Source organism: Psychrobacillus glaciei (assembly GCF_008973485.1).
Taxonomy (GTDB): domain Bacteria; phylum Bacillota; class Bacilli; order Bacillales_A; family Planococcaceae; genus Psychrobacillus; species Psychrobacillus glaciei.
The window spans coordinates 2,209,248-2,228,910 of sequence record NZ_CP031223.1 but is presented as its reverse complement, the minus strand read 5'-3'; the positions used below and the strand labels follow the sequence as shown (position 1 = coordinate 2,228,910).

The 19,663-nt window shown below is 36.4% G+C and carries 12 protein-coding genes; 8 read left to right on the top strand and 4 right to left on the bottom strand.

What is annotated here, in order from left to right:
• Positions 1-29 precede the first annotated feature (29 nt).
• Entirely contained in the window at positions 30-2,360 is a 2,331-nt protein-coding gene (gene helD / locus PB01_RS10325) for an RNA polymerase recycling motor HelD (protein ID WP_151700135.1), read from the top strand.
• Between the two features lie 212 nt (positions 2,361-2,572).
• On the opposite strand, the gene PB01_RS10320 is transcribed toward helD, so the two are convergent.
• Positions 2,573-2,974, bottom strand: coding sequence for a hypothetical protein (locus tag PB01_RS10320; RefSeq protein ID WP_151700134.1), 402 nt, complete (start codon positions 2,972-2,974; stop codon positions 2,573-2,575).
• A gap of 682 nt (positions 2,975-3,656) precedes the next feature.
• On the opposite strand from PB01_RS10320, the gene PB01_RS10315 reads away from it, so the two are divergent.
• The 4 genes from PB01_RS10315 to cyoE all read left to right on the top strand — a co-directional run bounded on the left by PB01_RS10315 (position 3,657) and on the right by cyoE (position 8,570).
• The gene (locus tag PB01_RS10315; protein ID WP_192797335.1) at positions 3,657-4,259 is read left to right on the top strand and encodes a TetR/AcrR family transcriptional regulator; all 603 of its coding nucleotides are present in this window, start codon (positions 3,657-3,659) and stop codon (positions 4,257-4,259) included.
• Between the two features lie 53 nt (positions 4,260-4,312).
• On the top strand, positions 4,313-5,188 hold the full coding sequence (locus PB01_RS10310; RefSeq protein ID WP_151700132.1) for an alpha/beta hydrolase: 876 nt from the start codon (positions 4,313-4,315) through the stop codon (positions 5,186-5,188).
• On the top strand, positions 5,175-6,584 hold the full coding sequence (gene lpdA / locus PB01_RS10305) for a dihydrolipoyl dehydrogenase (protein WP_151700131.1): 1,410 nt from the start codon (positions 5,175-5,177) through the stop codon (positions 6,582-6,584). The genes PB01_RS10310 and lpdA overlap by 14 nt, the downstream gene beginning before the upstream one ends.
• Before the next feature lie 1,095 nt (positions 6,585-7,679).
• Positions 7,680-8,570 (top strand): heme o synthase, encoded by an 891-nt coding sequence (cyoE, locus tag PB01_RS10300; RefSeq protein WP_151700130.1) that lies wholly within the window; start codon positions 7,680-7,682, stop codon positions 8,568-8,570.
• A gap of 74 nt (positions 8,571-8,644) precedes the next feature.
• On the opposite strand, the gene PB01_RS10295 is transcribed toward cyoE, so the two are convergent.
• The 3 genes from PB01_RS10295 to PB01_RS10285 all read right to left on the bottom strand — a co-directional run bounded on the left by PB01_RS10295 (position 8,645) and on the right by PB01_RS10285 (position 14,470).
• The gene (locus tag PB01_RS10295) at positions 8,645-11,254 is read right to left on the bottom strand and encodes a cation-translocating P-type ATPase (RefSeq protein WP_151700129.1); all 2,610 of its coding nucleotides are present in this window, start codon (positions 11,252-11,254) and stop codon (positions 8,645-8,647) included.
• Positions 11,255-12,306: 1,052 nt separating this feature from the next.
• Positions 12,307-12,471 carry an aspartyl-phosphate phosphatase Spo0E family protein gene (locus PB01_RS10290; RefSeq protein ID WP_151700128.1) on the bottom strand — a complete coding sequence of 55 codons (165 nt, stop codon included), beginning with the start codon at positions 12,469-12,471 and terminating at the stop codon, positions 12,307-12,309.
• A 361-nt stretch (positions 12,472-12,832) separates the two neighbouring features.
• Entirely contained in the window at positions 12,833-14,470 is a 1,638-nt protein-coding gene (locus PB01_RS10285; protein ID WP_151700127.1) for a PucR family transcriptional regulator, read from the bottom strand.
• Positions 14,471-14,704: 234 nt separating this feature from the next.
• Between PB01_RS10285 and PB01_RS10280 the strand changes: the two genes are divergently transcribed.
• The 3 genes from PB01_RS10280 to allB all read left to right on the top strand — a co-directional run bounded on the left by PB01_RS10280 (position 14,705) and on the right by allB (position 19,622).
• Positions 14,705-15,934: a pyridoxal-phosphate-dependent aminotransferase family protein gene (locus PB01_RS10280; protein WP_404815079.1), complete on the top strand. Its 1,230-nt coding sequence runs from the start codon at positions 14,705-14,707 to the stop codon at positions 15,932-15,934.
• 807 nt (positions 15,935-16,741) lie between these two features.
• Positions 16,742-18,142 carry an NCS1 family transporter gene (locus PB01_RS10275; RefSeq protein ID WP_151700125.1) on the top strand — a complete coding sequence of 467 codons (1,401 nt, stop codon included), beginning with the start codon at positions 16,742-16,744 and terminating at the stop codon, positions 18,140-18,142.
• Positions 18,143-18,236: 94 nt separating this feature from the next.
• Positions 18,237-19,622 carry an allantoinase AllB gene (gene allB, locus PB01_RS10270; RefSeq protein WP_151700124.1) on the top strand — a complete coding sequence of 462 codons (1,386 nt, stop codon included), beginning with the start codon at positions 18,237-18,239 and terminating at the stop codon, positions 19,620-19,622.
• Positions 19,623-19,663 lie beyond the last annotated feature (41 nt).

Here is a 19,663-nt window from a genome sequence, read left to right as displayed (position 1 = left end):
AAACATATTTATACAAAGGGGTGCTTGAGATGAAAACAGAACTTCCGCGGGAGCAAGAACGGTTGGAAAACGTGATGGAGACTATTTCAGAACAAATCGGCAAGCTAAAGGAAGAAACCGATTGGCGTCGTCAAGAGGTGGTCGGTTTCCGCAAACACTTTTGGGATGACGTCAAGGTAAACACAGATACTTTCGACGATTATCTTGAGACAATCATTAGCTTAAGACAACAGGCCCAGAACCTTTCTGTAAGCCAAAGCACTCACAAGCAAGCTTCCAATAAATTGTCCGCACTACTGCGAATGCAGGATGTGCCTTATTTCGGTCGAATCGATTTTATGGAAGAAGGAACTTCCAATACAGAAAGAATTTATATAGGCATCTCTACACTCATGGATTTAAGCGGAGAGAACTTTCTAATATATGACTGGCGTGCGCCAATCTCAAGCGTCTATTACAATTATTCATCTGGTCCTGCCGAATACACTACACCTGAAGGAGTTATTGATGGCGTCCTGGAGGAAAAGTGGCAATATATTATCCGTGGCGGCGTTGTCGAATCGATGTTTGAAACTAGTCTCACGATAGGAGACGAGATTTTACAACAAGTACTCGGAAAAAGCACAGATAAACATTTGCATAGCATCGTTTCTACCATTCAGATGGAACAAAACCAGATTATCCGGCACGATCATGGGCGGTTGCTCATCGTACAAGGAGCGGCTGGTAGCGGCAAAACGTCTGCGGCTTTACAACGGATTGCTTATCTACTGTATAAATATCGAGATAGATTGAAGGCTGATCAAATCATTTTATTTTCACCTAATTCGATGTTTAACAGTTATGTATCCAATGTGTTGCCCGAACTTGGTGAAGAGAATATGCAGCAGGTCACATTCCAAGAATACTTGGTTCACCGCCTAAGCGACGAGTTTCAAGTCGAAGGTCCTTATGAACAATTGGAATATGTGTTGACCGCTACGGATGAACCTGCATACCGAACTAGGTCTGAGAGTATTCGATTCAAAGCATCGATTCGTTTTTTTGAGATAATCAAAAGATACAGACAGTCGCTGGAATTATCCGGGATGTTATTTAAAGGTATTAAATTCAGAGGAAAACAAATTGTCACCGCCAAGCAAATCACAGAGAGGTTTTATAACTGTGACACATCACTCCGTTTTCATAACAGACTAGAGAAGTTAACGAAGTGGCTAAACGAGCTAGTGGATGAAGTAGAGAAGCACGAATGCACCGAGGCATGGGTACAGGAAAAAATCGAGTTACTTAGTGAAGATGATTACCAAAAAGCCTATAATCATTTACGGAAAAAGCAAGGCTTTAAAGGAGCATCTTCTGATGATTATGAGATGGAATCGGAAGCACTTGGTCAATTGATTGTTCGCCAGAAATTAAAACTGTTACGCAAACAAATTCGGGAGCTTCGTTTCCTCAACATCAAAGGAATATACAAGCAACTTTTCTCTGATGCAACCTGGATGGATGGGGAAATCTCTGAAGAATGGGAGGATATTTGCTTATCGACTTTGAAAATGCTAGATGAAGGAAAACTGTTTTACGAAGATGCTACGCCATTTTTACTTCTGAAAGAGTTGATTCAAGGCTTTCAGACGAACAACATAATTAAACATGTGCTTGTAGACGAAGCGCAAGATTATTCTCCGTTTCAATTCGAATTTTTGAAACGTTTGTTTCCTGCAGCAAGGATGACAGTGCTTGGAGATTTTAACCAGGCTATATTTGCCCATGCTAGTGAAACGGTAGATTTCAATACGCTTACTAGTTTATACGGACCAAATGAAACGAATACGATAAACCTGACCCGTAGCTACAGATCCACAAGACCGATTGTCGAATTTACACGTGTACTTGTACCTAATGGCGAACGGATTACCGTTTTTGAACGCGATGGGGAGAAGCCTGTTCTGACGCAATTGACCGATCGGAAAGAACTGCATCGCTGCATCGTTTCAAAAGTGTCAGATTTGCAGAAACAGAAGTTAAATACGATTGCGATTATATGCAAATCCGCAGAAGAAAGCGTCGCTGCATACGATTCCTTAAGTAACGTCCAAGAAATTAAACTTGTGAAAAGCGGTTCTATTGAATATGAGCAAGGTGTCGTTGTGATACCGGCGTATTTGGCAAAAGGCATTGAATTCGATGCCGTTATCATATATGATGCATCGACTGAAGTATACGGTGATGAGAGCCTACGTAGATTGTTTTACACAGCCTGCACCCGGGCGATGCATTATTTGCAACTTTACAGTGTAGGTGAAATGAGCCCATTTTTGCTCAACGTTGCACCCAAAAGTATAGTTCGTAGCTTGACGTAGCTCGGGACTGGTCGGAGGATGCTGATAAAGGGTTTAAAGATACTTCGGCACTTTCTTAAACAAAAGAGTGATTCATAAAGTAATCAAAGCCTGATTTCTCCGCGTTCTAAGCGAGAAATTAGGCTTTTATTGATGAATTTTCTTAATGATATAATTATTTATTTCCTTCCTTACTCAACTCTTAAATACTTCTCCCAAGGTTTACATGAAGCTTACATTCCGATAAACATATTCCTACTGAGTGGACCCCAATTTTCTCCCATAAATCCTGTTCGACCTTCTAAATTCACAAAACATGGTAGTACAGTATACATAACTCCTGTCATTGCATTTACTCTAAATGACATTACGAATCTTGTTTTAGAATTGCCTACAGGGGTAATCATTCCTATTTCTGGTCGTATTGCATTCGAACTCATAAGTGGATCTTTCATTCCGACGGTTGCAATACCGATAGGACCCATATTACTTCTAATCCAGTAGTTTGAGACGTTTGTTGCGGATGCAAAGTCTGCTGGTTGATCATACGTAATACTTATTTGGTTTGGAGCGATTTGTGTAGCTTCTACAAGAACAGGATGATCCATCTGTCTGAAAGCTGGAATTTCATTCATTTTTTTCCCCCATTTATTAAAAATAGTAACATGTTCTTACCTATCCTATGGGATCATACATGTACATGTTACAAAGCATTACTAATAGGTTGAACCATTTTAATCGACGATATAGGTAATGTCCACTTAGAAAAGTACCTAAATAAACTCAAGATCTTAATGCAGGCATTGAAAAGTTGGAATGATTTCATTATAAAGTTTAATCATGTTTTTGGGGGAATTGAACAAATCGAATTAGGTTTCTAATAAAAAATATGGTTTAAGAGTGACATCTAGTAGGCTATCATATAACTCATCAAATCATGATACTCTTGGTTTAACTAGAGTTGTGCATCTGAATCCACTGGACGCGGCATTTGGTTTATTGATCAAAAGACATATATAAAAATAGAATATGAAATGATTGAAAGTAAGATAAACGAGAGTGGGTATTTTCCTTTAAAAGAAGATAATATGGTTGAATATGATTCAATCCCAATTAAATTAGAATTGTACTCATTAAATTCTGATAAACAAGATTTTCAAATCCTACTTCCCATTGAAAAGCGATTTAGTTAGTTTTTGAAGGAGAGCAAATGATAGACAACAGCTTTGTATTTTATCTCTGTTAAATAATTCTTGACTTTGAATTTGATTTCCTACATATTAAAAGAGACTGAAAGGTATCTTTTGGAGGATGAAAATGAAAAAAGGCGAATTAACAAGGCGCAATATTATACGAAAATCAGCTACGATTTTTAACCAAAAAGGTTACATGACAACATCGATAAGTGACATTATTCAGGAAACGAATATTCAAAAAGGGGGGATATATCGACACTTTAAGGATAAAGAGCAGCTGATGGTCGAGTCTTTTCATTTTTCTACCGAAATAATGCAAAACCATTTAATGACAAGTGTTTCACAACACGAGCATACAGCGGACAAATTAATCGCATTTGTGGAGGCTTTTTTACAACTAAGTGAAGGAGAACCGATAGTAGGAGGGTGTCCAATTTTTAATGCAACCATAGAAATGGATGATTTAGAAGGGAGTGCGTTACTGCCATCGATTAATGAAGCTATGGATATGATGATAAAATGGTTGGTGAAAATTATAGAAGATGGTATTAGGCACCAGGAGTTGAATCAGTCATTACAGCCATACGACACCGCGATATATATTGTGTCAACACTTGAAGGTGGTCTAGCATTAGAAAGATTAAAGAAAGATGGGCAATTAACGAAAATTATCATAAATAATTTGAGGCAATATATTTCAATGATTTCAATTGAACGGCAATAAAGCCGTCTTTTTTTAAACTAAAAAGAGACTGTTCGGTATCTTTTTGAAGAGTTATGATGAAATATTTATTATTCATTTCTTTTAAAGAAGTTATTTTGTTTTTGAGAAGCTATATCATTCGTCATATTTTTACGCCGAAACGGAAAGAGGATAAAAAGCAACCGAATTCTTCTTATGGAAAAATTGAAATGGGGATTGAGATTGGGACAATTCGAGGATGGCTTATTAAAAGTGAGAGGGCAAGAGGTAGCTTTCAACTGGTTCACGGATGGAGCTCTAATAAATCAGACATGCTACGATATGCCAATCCCCTATTAGCTAGCGGTTATGACGTAATAATTGTGGATGTTCTTGGTCATGGGCAAAGTGATTTTATACAAAAACAAGTGAGTATTGGATCGTTTGTCCAAAGCATTACATCAACGATTGATTATGTGTGCGAGAGGCCAGATATTAATAGTAATGCATTCTATGTTTTAGGACATTCAATGGGAGGGATAGCTGCAAGTATTGTGAATTCCTCAGATTTGAGGATACAAGCTCTTATTACCGATTCAATGCCTACATCTTTAAAAAGTATTAGCAACTCGATAGCTGAAAAAGTAACACTACCTTATTTTCCGTTTGGCTGGCTAATCGTCAGTTGGTTTTTATTGCGAGGAGGTGTTTTTTTAAAAGCTAGAAGAGAATGGTGTATAGAGAAAATATTAAAAAACCAACAGTCACCAGCTCTTGCCACACACTCTACTCAGGATAAAAAAGTGCCGATTTCAAGTGTGGATGTCCTATTAAATGATAGCAACTTTAAACAAGTCATTATGGTTAATACAAAAGGTCACCATAATTGTGCGAAAGATAAATGTTTTTGGGATAACGTTTTTCATTTTATAGTAAGCAATGAGGAGGATAACGTAGATGAAGTTTGTTGAAACGCTTGTGATTGGTGCAGGACCAGGAGGATATGTGGCGGCTATTCGCGCTACTCAAATGGGGCAAAACGTAACGATTGTAGAGAGAAATTATTTAGGAGGAGTTTGCTCAAATGTCGGTTGTATCCCATCAAAAGTGTTGATTTCAGTAGGTCACCGTTTGGAGCAAGTAAAGCATTCAGATGATTTGGGTGTTGTTGCACAAGAAGTAAAACTTGATTGGACAAAAGTGCAAGAATTCAAAAACGGCGTAGTTTCTAAATTAGTAGACGGTGTTGAAGGTCTATTAAAAGGCAACAAAGTCGACATAGTGAACGGTGAAGCATACTTTATAGATGCAAACACAGTACGAGTAACCGAAGGAGATAACGTACAAACGTACACATTCAAAAATGCAATCCTTGCAACAGGTTCTCGTCCGATTGAAATTCCAATATTCAAATTCTCTGAACGCGTCATCAACTCAACTGGCGCACTTTCTTTACCAGAAGTACCAGTAAAATTAGTTGTTATCGGTGGTGGTTACATCGGTACTGAGCTAGGTTCTGCTTACTCTAACCTAGGTTCTCAAGTAACAATTATTGAAGGCGGAAAAGACATTTTAGCTGGTTTTGAAAAGCAAATGACACAAGTTGTGAAAAAAAACTTAAAGAAAAAAGGCGTAGAAGTTGTTGTTGGCGCATCAGCGAAAGGTGTAGAAGAAAATGAAAACGGCGTAGTTGTAACGTATGAAGTTGGTGGAGAAGAAAAAACAGTAGAAGCTAACTATGTATTAGTTACAGTCGGTCGTCGTCCAAATACCGATGAAATGGGTCTAGAAGCAGTAGGTATCGAGTTTGCAGAACGTGGGTTGCTAAAAGTAGACAAACAATGCCGTACTTCAGTACAAAACATTCATGCAATTGGTGATATCGTATATGGTCCACAACTTGCACATAAAGCATCTTACGAAGGTAAAGTAGCTGCAGAAGCAATCGCTGGAGAAAAATCAATCGTAGATTACTTAGCAATCCCAGCTGTATGCTTTACAGATCCAGAACTTGCAACTGTTGGTTACAATGAAGAGCAAGCAAAAGCAAAAGGTATCGAAGTGAAAGCAGCGAAATTCCCATTCGCAGCAAACGGTCGAGCATTGGCTTTAAACGCACCAGAAGGTTTTGTGAAACTTGTAGCACATAAAGAAGATGGCTTACTGATCGGTGCTCAAATCGTAGGTGCTGGTGCATCTGATATGATCGCTGAAATGGCTCTTGCGATCGAAGCGGGTATGAACGCAGAAGATATCGCATTAACAATCCATGCCCACCCAACTTTAGGTGAGATTACTATGGAAGCTGCTGAGGTAATGATCGGAAAACCAATTCATGTTGTGAAAGCGTCGAAAATGCTACATTGATTCTGCAAAAAATGATAGTAGAAATATTCAATTTCACATATCTTGATTAACCAAAAGTATCTAGTAAATTACTAGTTAGTTTGGTAAAAAAAATTAGGTACTCGGTATATAACCGCTTTTGGATTGCTTTGGAATGAAAGAACACTGCACAATTACAAAGGTTTCTGGATGCTTAGGGATGCGATTTTGTCGCATCCCTAAGTATTTTTTCCAGTAATCGTGTGGTAGTCATTCGTCAGTCGCTCTCCACAGACACAAATAAGCGAAGTGCCAAAGATTTTGAGAACCAAAGAATACCTTCTCTTTCCTTTACATACAATAAGCAGCCAAAGATGCAATTTTGGGTGATTAATCCTTCTATAAAGTGGTTCCACCTTTTCGATTTTAAAAAAAGTGTCACTTTCTTACACAGCATCTCCATACGACTAGTATTTCTTAGCAAAATATAGCAGGAACGCTTTGTAAAAGAGTGTAGAGTTCCTAAAATTGCATCTTCGGAAACTTGCAACCTATATAGAACGGTAGCTATTCTCTCATTTTCCAAAAAAGCATTTTTCTCTTGAACTTTGTAGGGAAGCGACGGACAAATATCCACAACAAGATTACCAATCACTTCACATCAACGGTTATGATGTGGAGATCATTTTGTCCAAAGCGAATCGAAAACGTACAATTACAAATGGAAAGTTTTTTCGCATTTCTTACAAGTATTTTATGTAAGAAAGTGATTATTCAATAGATGTGATACAGTATAAAAGACTGGATACTCGAATATCCAATCACATAACTGCAAACCGAAGAAATAGCCGTCAAACCTTTTCTAGGAGAGGGTGGGTTATTTCTTTTTTTACAAAGAAATTGATAAATGTCACAACGATAGAAAAAGCTTATATTTAAGTTAGTGTATTTGTGTTACAAATAACAGAGACACAATTCTGAATAGTGCGTGGCGCAGTGAACTTTTAATATATGTCAACAGATTGTCACTTCAAAAGGAAGGCGAATGGTCAGTAATTCTGTTATATTTAGAAGAGTAATCTATCGAGAAATTCGAAATGTCGTGTTGGAAAATGAAGGAGTGTTAAACTAGACACCATGAAAAAGCAATCTAATTTGAATTTATGGGCATTGGCTGTAAAAACAGGGATTATTAAATCTAATTTAATTCCGATGGTAGCAGGTCTGATGCTCGCTTTATACACATATGAGTTAAGTTTCGGAGATAATATTTCGAATATCGTCTGTGCAATTTTAGGAACGGCAGCAGTAATTGCTGCAGCGGGCTCGTTTAATAATTTATACGATCGTGACATTGATGTGGTCATGCAACGTACGAAAAATCGTCCAACCGTAACAGGAGAATTATCTCCTAAACTCGTTTTAGTCGTCGGAATCTCGTTACTGATAATCGGAATTGCACTACTTGCTTTAGCGACACCACTAGCATCACTTTTAGGATTTCTCGGAGTATTTTTTTACGTTGTACCATATACAATGTGGACGAAGCGCCGTACTATTTGGAACACAGAAGTTGGCAGTATTTCAGGGGCAATGCCACCACTTATTGGGTGGGCAGCAGTAGCACCAGATATTTGGCATCCAGCAGCGTGGGCATTATTCGTAATCGTCATGATTTGGCAAATGCCGCACTTTTACGCAATTGCTATTCGGAAAAAGGATGATTATGCAGCAGCGAATATCCCAATGCTTCCTGTAGTAAAAGGTGAGCGTCGTACTTATATTCAAACTAATATTTACTTAGTACTATTAATCTTAACGAGCTTCTTATTTTTACCCCTTAGCTTAGGGCTCACATTTGTTTCGATTATTTTAGGAGCAATTTGGCTATGGATGAGTATCATGGGCTATCATAAGAAGGAAGGGAAGAAGTGGGCGAACCGTATGTTTGCATACTCTTTATTCCATATGATGTTTATTTTCGGCACGGTCATTATTTATGCATCTATAGGATTAATTTTAAATTAGCATTGAGTTAGTGAGCCTGTATCATACACAATTCAGAATGATGTCTGTTTGATGTTTGACACAGGATCCACTAACTATTTTTTACTTCTTACAAACAACACTTTATACCACTGATTAACTAAAAAAGGCATGAAGGACAAGCAATAAATATAAGCTAATTGTACTCCACTTAATGTTGCAACTTCAAATACTCCCGTAAGCGAAGGGATAAATAATACAGCATGTAAACTTACAAAACCTATTAAAAATGCTAGCCAAGTATATTTATTTGTAAATACACCAATTTTGAAAATCGATTCTTTCGATCTAGAGTTAAAGCCATGTATTAATCTTGATAAACATAATGTTGCAAATGCCATTGTGCTTGCTGTTAACGTATCTCCGGTTGCCAACCCCATTCGAAATGCAATGATCGTAGATATACCAATCAATAAACCTTCAAGTATCACTTGTGTAGTAAACTTTTTATTTAATAATGGAGTGTGAATATTTCTAGGCTTGTCCTTCATTGTTTTTTTATTATGCGGCTCTAACCCTATTGCAATTGCCGGCAAACTATCGGTAAGTAGGTTAATAAATAATAAATGAACTGGTGCAAATGGAACTGGTAAACCTAATACAGTTGCATATAAAACAACAAAAATAGCACCTGCATTCCCTGATAATAAGAATAGAATGGCGTTTTTAATATTCGTATAGAGGCTTCTTCCATTCGAAATCGCTTTGACAATCGTTGAAAAATTATCATCCGTTAAGATCATAGAGGATGCATCTTTCGCTACTTCGGTACCGGTAATCCCCATCGCTACACCGATGTCTGCTTGTTTTAGAGCAGGGGCATCATTCACACCATCCCCCGTCATTGCAACGACATTTCCTTTATCCTGCCAAGCTTTAACGATTCGAATTTTATGCTCTGGTGTTACTCTGGCGAAGACAGAGATATTTTGCACCTTTTCTTGTAGTTGTTGATCAGTTAATCCTTCAATTTCATATCCCTCGATTGCTTCGGATGGATCATCTAATATCCCGATTTGTTTGGCAATAGCTGTCGCTGTTATTTTATGGTCACCAGTAATCATAACTGGTTTAATACCAGCTGCGATACAGCTTTCAACCGCTGCTTTGGACTCTTTTCTCGGAGGATCCATCATTGCTATTAAGCCGACAAAGATTAAATCTTTCTCGTCTTCTACTTCGATTGTTTGATTTCCATTGAATTCTTTATAGGCAAATGCTAGTACTCTTAAACCATTCATAGAAAAGGAACGATTCACTTCTTCGATCTTTTTCCGATGTTCTTCTGTAATAGGAAAAATCCCTTTAGAAGTGTCGATTTTCACAATTTTAGATAGAAGAACATCTAATGCTCCTTTTGTAATCATAATATTTTGCTCATTAATATGATTCACGGTGCTCATTAGCTTTCTGTCTGAATCAAATGGGATTTCTGCCACCCTAGGATTGTGACTTCTTACGAATAATTCATCAAGCTCATACTGCTTCCCTAATTTTACAAGTGCAATTTCAGTTGGGTCACCAATTTCTTTCTGATCTCTTTCCAAGGCGTCATTGCATAATAGTGCCATTAAAATAAGATTCTTCTCAATAGACTTTTCTGTATTTAGTAGATCATAAGGAATCACTTTTTGATCGACATATACTTGTTGAACAGTCATCTTATTTTCAGTTAATGTTCCCGTTTTATCTGAACAAATAACGGATACACTACCCAAACTTTCGACAGCATATAGTTTTCGTATAATGGCATTTTCCTTAGCCATTTTTTGTGTTCCAAAAGCAAGTACTATAGTTACAATTGAACTTAATGCTTCTGGAATTGCTGCAACTGCCAACGAAACAGCAAACATAAAAGATTCTACTAATTCCCGTCCTCGAAAAAGATCAATAGTAAAAATGGCTAAACAAATCATTGTAATCCCTAGGGCTAAGTTTTCTCCAAAATGATCGAGACTTACTTGTAAAGGTGTTTTCTTCTGTTTTGCAGTATCCAATAAATTTGCTATTTTTCCGATTTCTGTTTCCATTCCAATAGCTGTAACAACTACAGTTCCACGTCCATTGGTTACAAAGCTCCCGGTGAAAACCATATTTCTCTTATCCCCAATAGTTACATGGACTTCATCAATTGGGTCGGTACTTTTCGATACAGCCAATGATTCGCCTGTCAGAGAGCTTTCATTTATATCTAGATTATGGCTTTCTAATAATCGTCCATCTGCATTAATATAATCCCCAGCCACTAAAAGAAGAAGATCACCAACCACTATATCTTCTGAAGAAATCTCAACTATTTGGTTATTTCGCATCACTTTTGCAACTGGAGTGGTCAAAGCTTTCAGATTATCCAAAGATTGTTCTGCCTTTACGTGCTGTACAGTGCCCAGGATTGCATTTAAAATAACAACAATCATAATCACTATAGTACTTCCTACTTCACCTAATAGAAATGAAATGAAAGCAGCAATCATTAAAATAATGACTAATAAATCTTTAAACTGACCAAAGAAAACGGCAAATGTACTTGGTCTTTTTCCTTCCACCAATTTATTTAAACCGTATACTTCTTGTCTCTTTTGGACGTCATCATTATTTAGTCCTTGGTTTGTTACGTCTAACATTTCCATGATTTCACGTGATGATTGCTGATGATATTCTAGCATTCGATTCCCCTTCCAGTAAGAAATTATTAGACTATCAGGCTAATTAAAGAAGCTTTAGCAGATGTGATAGAGTCTCGCAAAACTCGAGAAAATTAATTATATTGACAATCGGAATGGAGGGATGCCTATCAAAAAGGCTATTTTTAGCTTGTCCTTTCTTCTACTAGTATCGAATTTAATCGAATATATTTCCGGGATTAGTAATCGATTAATCACTTCATTTTTATTCTCTATATACTCCACCTCCATCAACTATATTATTCTATGCATTGTTTGAGTATGATAATTATCGATATAGAGATATTTAATGTCCATATGTTATAAAAAATTTTGACACAATTCGAAAATAGTGACTGATTTTTGAGTGACGTAGGGGAACGGGTCGGACTCTTTCCAATTTCCTGCCTCTAACAGTGGTGAAGACAAGATGTAATTAAAAGATGGTAGCTTTTTTCGTAAAAGATAAGAAAGTATATGAATTTGATATACTAGGAATCTAGTATTCAAAACGACTTGAAGTTCTTTTTAATGATGACTATTTACGTATGATTTCCTATATGTTTTTAGTTTTACCGTACACAGTAGGCAGATGATTAGAGTTGGTGGAAACGGAAAAAATAGATAGCAACCATTGATAAAGACGCGCTGAGCGGACGAAATTGCATCTTCGTCCGTTTTTAAAAGAATAGGAAAGCATTTTATCTCTCATTAAACAAACCTATTACGGCAAGTTTCTACATATTCCAAGAGGGTGACGAGCAAACACTCCTCACAAAAATACCGAAAAAATTGGATCGTGAAGTGACTATGTCACTTCACGATCCAATAACTCTACCGTTAATAGTGTAGCTTATGTTTCGTCCAAAGCACTTTGGAAACGGTGAAAACTGAATGCACTTAAAGGACGCTTGCATTTTTCTTATGTCCCATTGATACGAATAATAGTGTCTGAAAAAGGCAACTATAATTGTAGAAAGATTAAAAACCGTTCGGTACCCATTTGGGAGTACTGAACGGTTTTTTGCGTTCTCGAAAGTTGTGAAGTTTTCCCATTAAGACGCTTTTTCAAAATATTTATTGAGTAATAAATCCAACTCTTGACTACATGAGACGACAAGTGGATGAGTAAATCCTAAGTTTTTCGCCTTTTTGTACATAGCTTTTCTCTTAATTCCAATCCGAACCAGTAACGCTTTTTCGTCCAATAAACGTTTCATAAAAATTCCTCCATACGATATATTTCGCTTCAATTCATGAGGAGATTAACTAGAAGCAACTTGTCCATTGTATAATAGGTAAAATGCAAAAAATGTCATATTGTGGAGAAGTATTAAAAGTTCACCAATTTGTCATATAATAAATGAATAGAAGTCGAATTGTAGAAAATATTAAAGACAGTCTATAATAAAGTGCGAAAATAACTGCCTCATCTACTAATCTAATTCTGCGAAAACGCAAAAGTTTGCTTCCCAAATTGCTAACTTGCGTATTGTTTCAAAATTAATCGCTATTATGCTTAAGAAAAGCTAAAACTGTTTATTTTGTTCATTCGTGGTATTCATATCCAAATATAAAAGTTTATTTTATGAATATTGTACGCATGAGTAAAGCAAGGCGTATATGTAGTGAACTTTGTGAATCGTGGACGGAACAACCTAGAATGTCCTCACATTTGGCAATTCGATATTTAACGGTGTTTCGGTGAACATACAACTTCCTAGAGGTAAGTGCGATTTCGCAATTATTATCTAGATAGACTATTAAAGTATTTACTAAATCTTCTTCATCTTTATTTTTCGGATAGCAGAGGGAGTGCAAAGTGTTTTCATAAAAATTTTGCAAACTTTCTTCTGGAATTAATCGCATCAGTTCTATTAATTGCTTAGGTACGAAGAAGTTTATAAATTTATATTGAAATAGTTCTGCTCCTTGTTTCCAAGCTTCCACTGCTTCAGCAAATGTGATTGGAATATAAGAAACATCATTAAATAGGTTGCCCACACCAAAAGAGAGTGAAATCTTTAAATTGGAATACACCCTATGCTGAAATTCCATCAGTCTATCTTTTACTGAGCTTTTAAGTGAATCATCATTATTCATGGAAGATTGCATTAATATAACAAAATAAGCATCTTTAATAAAAACGATGTTGTTCGTATTAACTTTAAAAAAGGAGTTATTTAAGTACTTATACAAGTAGTCGTATAATCTACTCATTATATCTGTGTTTTGCTTATCATCATCAATTTTACAAACAATGCAAACATAGTTGAGATTGTCCATTAAACCATACTGTTTTCCCCTATGAATGATTTCCTGCTTCGAGGGAATGTTGCCATCTACGAGGGAAGTAAAAAAGTTATTTTCTAACAAACGACTGTTTTCTCTAATGGCCTCGTTCTTTAGCAATGTGAATGAAATAACTGTTAACGCTTGTTCTATTACTAATTGTGAAAAGGGGTATGGAAGCTCCTCAGGGTTAAAAATCACTAGTAAGTATGGATATGGATGCATTGTTTTTACCTGGAACAGTTTTACAGAAATATTTGCGCGCTGTGAATTTGGATTTGGGAATGATAGAAAGTCTTTTTCACGATAAGTTTCCATATCACTTTGAATAAGCACCTCCACATTTTCTGCTATTATTTTCATATCTTCTGTCTGAAAATGATGTGAAAAAGAGGTAGCTTCGCCCATGGGATTTATCAAGATGACCGGGCTTTTCAATAAAGTTCCTAGACTTTCAATCATAGCTTGTAATTTATAACCTTTTATCATCATATTAGTAAATTTTTTATGTACATGAATCGCATAAGATAATTCCTGGGTTTGGCTATCCCATATAAAACTTAATAATTGATGGGCAACTGTACCTAATGTTAAAGACTCTGGAATTTGTATGATGGGGAAGTCCAATGAATCTGCTAAATCGATAACTTCCTGAGGGATTTTATCTATGAATCTTTTAAGTTTAATAGCAATCCCTGAACAAGGACGAGCATTGATTTGTGAAATGAGCATACTTAGTTCTGCAGGATTGTCTTTGAAAGCATACCCTGTAGTAATTAATAAAGAATTTTCTGCTAAAAAATGAATGACATCTGGTGTTTCTGATATTTCTATTGATTCAACTTTTCTTTTAAGCCCGGCATGTCCAGCTAAAACTTTGGCTTCCTGGAAAACTTCTACGAAAAATAAATCCTCTACTTTCTTCATACTACACCTCTAATTCATCTTTTATAGAATAGGTTTGTAAATGGAACTTATAAAATGTCTCTTTTAAACAAAATATAATCACAAAGTTGTCTAAATTGAATAATGACATCTTTTATTATTTCCTCTACAATCAACTGTACATAGAATATTCCGTAAAATCAATCTTTAATAGATTGATTGTTTATAGGAGTGGACTAAAAAAATTTAAGGTAACTTTGGAAAGGAAGTATTGATATGTTCAAAGAGTTAAATCCTTCATTAAGGACTTTAATGACACCAGGACCTGTAGAGGCGGAACCACGTGTACTCCGGGCAATGACAATCCCAATAATAGGCCAATTTGATCCAGAATTTCTTGAGATTATGGATGAAACCATGCAACTGTTAAGAATGACATTTCAAACGAAAAACCATTGGGCTTATCCTATTGATGGTACCTCACGTTCTGGTCTTGAAGCTGTACTTAACTCCATAATTGAGCCTAATGATAAAGTTCTTGTCCCTATATTCGGTCGTTTCGGTCACTTGCTAGCAGAAATAGCTTACAGAGTAGGAGCTGATGTAGCTACGTTGGAATGCGAATGGGGTTCAGCTTTTGATCAGGATATGATTATTGCTGAGATAAAGCGAGTTGAACCAAAAGTGGTAGCTCTCGTACATGGTGAAACTTCAACAGGCATAATGCAACCGTTGGATAAAATCGGTAGGTTTTGCCGTGATAATGATATTTTATTTGTTGTTGATGCTGTTGCAACATTAGCTGGAACAGATTTTAAAACAGATGAATGGTTTGTTGACGCAGTTATCACTGGTACACAAAAGTGTTTAGGGGTTCCTACTGGTATGGCTCCGATTACTTATAATGAGCGAGTTGAAAAAATTATTCTGGAACGAAGAAAAATAGAGCAAGGACTAGATATTACATCAAAAAACCCTAGAAGAATTCAAAGTAATTATTTTGATTTAAGCCAAATTCAAGCATATTGGAGCCCAACACGTCTAAATCATCATACAGAAGCCACTTCAATGCTATATGCACTTAGGGAAGGCTTACGTATTATACATGAAGAAGGTTTGCAAGAGAGGTTCGAAAGACATAAATTTCATGAAAAGGCACTAGTTGCTGGCCTTGAAGCAATGGGTCTTACTTTATTTGGTGATGCTCGCTATAAAATGCCGGTTGTAACTTGTGTGAATATTCCTGAAGGAGTAAACGGCGATGCGGTTCGTTCAACGATGGCTAAAGAGTTTGGAGTGGAGATAGCAAGCACTTTTGGTTCGCTTGCAGGAAAGATTTGGCGTATTGGCTCAATGGGCTTCAGCTGTCGAAAAGAAAATATCTTAAAAGTTTTAGCAGCGTTAGAGGCTTCTGTTTATCGTCACGGTGGTAAAATAAATTCCGGCGAAGCTCTTCAAGCAGCACTAGATGTATATGAAGGAAAAGTAGTATCTAGCATAAAATAAATGGTGAATTATCATAGGAATTTATATGTTAATAGAAGACTCTTTAAAGTTCATTGAAAGATGACTTTAAAGAGTTTTTTTGCGCAGATTTGCCCCATCTCACACCAAGTTAAGTACTTATATGGAGAAATGGTTGCTTTCCCGATAAAATTGGTTGCCGTAAATGTAGAATCTGTAGCTTTAACAGTGCAATTTGTTGCTCTTTTACAATTTATAACTTTTTAGTTGAGTGTTTGTACTTGATAATATTAGCGACCATTGTGTCAGCCGCAATATGAGGAACAATTGAGTTAGAAACAGGGTTGCCGGAGGAACTTTGGTACCTGAGAAAAAAGGCAGCATTCATTGATAAAGAAGCACTGAGCAGCCGGAATTACAGCTATTAGTGATCAGAACAGGATCTAGCCTCTCATTATGCAATACATCTACATCATGTCTCTACACATTCCAAGAATGCGTTTAGTCATTCTAAACAAAAAAAACTTATTCTAATTATTCACTATAGATAGTGACTTTTATATTTGCAAACATTAAAATCTAATTATTAACCTAATTCAGAATACTCAGAAATCAAATGAGGATTAATGGTTTAATACTTTATTGTTTTGCACGTATTCATTTTTAGAATAGTTTTTTGGAGAGAAAGGAGGGGGGATTTTAGTAACAAATAGTTGGTGTTAGTATGGTTTATTGCCAGTAAATTCTGAGTACAGAAGAGAAACAGAAACTCATTCACGCAAAATTATATTTTTGATCGAACTGTATTACCAAAAATACGAATAACAGTGAAAAGGAGTGGGGTGTAAAATGACGTTAAATTTAGATAGTCAAGCTACAAAAGATATCCAGCTACAAGATTCTATGGGGCTGGATGAGTCACTAAATCCGAAAACTGGAGAGAAGAGGACGGTAGGTCCAATAGCTTATTTGTTTATGTGGATTGGAGACGGCGTTAATTTAGGAAATATGACGTTGGGAGCTAGTTTGGTTGTGGCGGGAATCGCTACACTAAACATTTTTCAAACATTCGCCGCAGCTATTATCGCAATTGGCATCATTTCAACTGTTTTTGCTTTAAATGACAGGCTCGGATACAGATCGGGAATACCATATGTGGTTCAGCTCAGAATGTCCTTTGGGGTGCAAGGATCTGTCATATCTTCACTATTGCGTGGTATACCTGCTATCATTTGGTACGGTTTTCAAAGTTGGATTGGAGGTACTGCTTTAAATGAGATAGCTAAGATTGTTACGGGTGGTAAGTTTGATAGTGTTGTCATTTGCTTTATAGTGCTTCAATTGGTACAAATTTTACTTTCATTGTATGGTTTCCATGCAATAAAATGGGTGGAAGTGGTTACATCAATTGTTATTATGTTAGCACTTGTCTATGTATTTGGTGTTCTGCTAACATCTCATAGCGCTGTGATTACAGATAAGTGGGTTCATGCAAAAGGTACATGGGGTTTGCCATTCTTTGCATTCATAATGATGTTTCTCGGGAATTATGCAGCTATCTTTTTAAGTGCAGGAGATTACTCAAGAGAACTAAAATCCGGTATCAGCGATGCTAAACGTGGATTTTTGTATTTTTCTCCTATTTTAATAGCGTATGGCCTTACACTTGCGATTGGTGCAATGCTTGCTTCCGCAACCGGTATATCTAATCCTGTGAAAGCATTCGCAATTGTGGTAGATAATCCCTATATTACATTTTTTGTATCTGCATTTATTGTTATGGGAGCAGTTGCAGTAAATATGGTTGCTAATATTATTCCACCGACCTATGTGATTACATTACTTACAAAACTGAAATATAAAGCTGCTGTAACTATAACTGGACTACTCGCTTTATGCTCTTTTCCTTGGTTACTTGTACAAGATTCGTCTGCAAAAGGTCTTGGTATGTTCATTCTTATCTATTCTGCATTTTTAGGCCCGATCGTTTCGATTCTACTAATAGAATATTATATATTGAGAAAACAAAAAGTAAATATTGCAGATTTGTACAATAATGACGGTCCATTTGCCGGGTATAATCCATGTGCAATGATCGCAATGATTATCGGTGCAGCTGCAGCCTTTACAATAGTAGAGCTGGCATGGATCATCGGCTTTATTGTTGCAGGTATTGCATATATTCTTCTGATGAAGTTTGCATTTAAAGATTCAAAATTCAAAAAGGGAACGATATTTGAGGGGAAATAACATAATTTTTGATATGCAATATATTAAAGTAAATAGTTTATACGAAAGTGAAGGAGTTACTAGATAAAGGGTTATTTAGCAAAGGGGGAAAAACATGAAGTACGATCTTATTATTAGAGGCGGTAATGTAGTATTTAGGGATGAAATTAGAAGTGTTGATATTGGAATTAAAAATGGGAAAATAACTGCTATCGCTGAGATGATTGAAGACCACGCATTAGAGGTTATCGATGCAAAAGGGCAATATGTAATGCCTGGTATGATTGATACTCATGTTCATATTTGTGAACCTGGCCGTACAGAGTGGGAAGGCTTTGTTACTGGAACAAAAGCATTGGCGGCCGGCGGTACAACTAGCTACGTTGATATGCCTTTGAATGCTTTGCCTGCAACTATTGACAGGGAATCATTACATTTAAAAATAGAAGCAGCAAAAGGTAAAAACTATGTTGATTATGCATTATATGGAGGTCTAGTTCCTGGTAATCAGGATAAATTAGAAGAGCTATCTGACGAAGGTGTAGTTGCTTATAAGTGTTTTATGGCAACATGTGGTTCAGATATTCCAGGTGATTTTTCAAATGTGGATGATTATACGCTTTATTCTGGCATGAAGAAGTTAGCTGAATTGGACCATGTCCTCTCGATTCATGCTGAAAGCGCTATCATTACAGATCGATTAGCTGAAGAAATGGTGAAGAAAGGTAAAACAACTGCTACGGACTATGTTGCATCTCGTCCTGTCTTTACAGAAGTTGATGCTGTGAAAAGAGCGCTATTTTTAGCGAAAGAAACAGGTTGTAAACTTCATTTCGTCCACATTAGTACAGCAGAGGCAGTAGAAGAGATTACAAAAGCCCAGAACGATGGCCAGGACGTTACAGTTGAATCTTGTCCTCATTATTTTACTATTACAACAGCTCAATTCGAAAAAATTGGTCCAGTTGCAAAATGCTCGCCACCGTTACGTAACGAGGAAGAACAAGGGAAATTATGGGCCAAATTAATTGAAGGAAAGATTGATATGTTAACTTCAGATCACTCGCCATGTCCACCTGAAATGAAACATAGTGATACAAATAATATATTTGAAGTATGGGGTGGAATCACAGGAAGTCAAAACAATGTTGACTTGATGTTCGATGAAGCAGTTTTAAAAAGAAATGTTCCTATAACTGATTTTGTTCGTATGATTGCAACAAATCCAGCTAAGCGCTTTAATATGCCTACTAAGGGTGAAATTGCTATCTCAAAGGACGCCGACATCATTCTTGTTAATGCGAACCAATCTTATGTAGTTAAAAAGGAAGATCTCTATTACCGCCACAAACATAGTCCATACATTGGTAGAACCATTAATTGCCGAGTTACGAAGACTATTGTTCGTGGGAATCTAGTATTCGATCTAGAAAAAGGTATTGTAGGAGAACCTGTTGGTGAATTAATAACATATAACAAAAAAGCAATTACATTGGTATGAATACTAAAAAGTCTAACAATTCCCCTCATTATTGAGAGGAA